The following is an 827-nucleotide window of genomic DNA, read 5'->3' as shown; positions in this document are numbered from 1 at the left end:
CCATAGCGGGGGGCTCCATTCGTTCAACGAACCGAGAGGCCCCCGATGAATCCCCCCGAAAACTACAGATATCAAAAAACCCGGCAATCCTTTTCAGGACAGCCGGGTCAATCTAACTGCTTGTTTTATAACGTATTAAGACTCACTGAGGCGTCTTAATACTAAAATCTGGCTCCTCTGACTGGACTCGAACCAGTGACATACGGATTAACAGTCCGCCGTTCTACCGACTGAACTACAGAGGAATCGTGTGAACGAGGCGCATAGTAACGATGTGCGATCGGCTTGTCAAAGGGGGAAATAAGATTACGCGTTTGTTTGCTGACAAAAACAACAAAGCGTTGAAGTTTTGATCTAATCCATACTTTGTGCCCCGGCGTGGTGCAGCTTTGTCTGTAATTTTACGGGTCAAATGCTGTGACCTTATGGTGATGGCTGTGTACCTGCGTCTGATGAGGCGTGAAAAACTGGCAGGCATTTTGCAAAGCATTCTAAGACGTTACGTCGTAGAGATTAAAGGCAGGGGACAGGATGAACTTCAGACGCTTAAAATACTTTGTGAAAATTGTTGATACAGGCAGCCTGATGCCGGCAGCGGAAGTGTTACATATAGAGGCGATCGTTTACTGTTTTAGGCTGCCGCCACAGTGCTTTGCCAGCGCCTTCATTTCACTGCCTAACCTGCCCGTACCCTTTCCCCCATGATTTTGAAAACACAAACAGTCTCCGGCGTATGCTTTTTGGCTGCGCCAGAACGATACCTTCACGCCGGAGTGGCAGCTTGTTGAGGTACAGGGAGTTTCAGCCAGTACTCGGTATGGACTGCC

General features: G+C 48.6%; 1 tRNA gene and 2 pseudogenes. 1 reads left to right on the top strand and 2 read right to left on the bottom strand.

What is annotated here, in order from left to right:
- Nucleotides 1–169: 169 nt before the first annotated feature.
- Nucleotides 170–245: transfer RNA gene (locus F4V72_RS23950), tRNA-Asn, on the bottom strand.
- Nucleotides 246–531: 286 nt separating this feature from the next.
- On the opposite strand from F4V72_RS23950, the pseudogene F4V72_RS24580 reads away from it, so the two are divergent.
- Nucleotides 532–612, top strand: a pseudogene (locus F4V72_RS24580) (hypothetical protein); the annotation flags it as partial.
- Here F4V72_RS24580 and F4V72_RS24895 read toward each other — a convergent pair.
- Nucleotides 607–719 (bottom strand): annotated as a pseudogene (locus F4V72_RS24895) (phage integrase N-terminal domain-containing protein); the annotation flags it as partial. The pseudogenes F4V72_RS24580 and F4V72_RS24895 sit on opposite strands and share 6 nt — an antisense overlap.
- Nucleotides 720–827 lie beyond the last annotated feature (108 nt).

The organism is Salmonella enterica subsp. diarizonae, from assembly GCF_008692785.1.
GTDB lineage: Bacteria > Pseudomonadota > Gammaproteobacteria > Enterobacterales > Enterobacteriaceae > Salmonella > Salmonella diarizonae.
The sequence above is the reverse complement of the archived record's forward strand: the minus strand, read 5'-3'. Positions and strand labels throughout refer to the sequence as shown.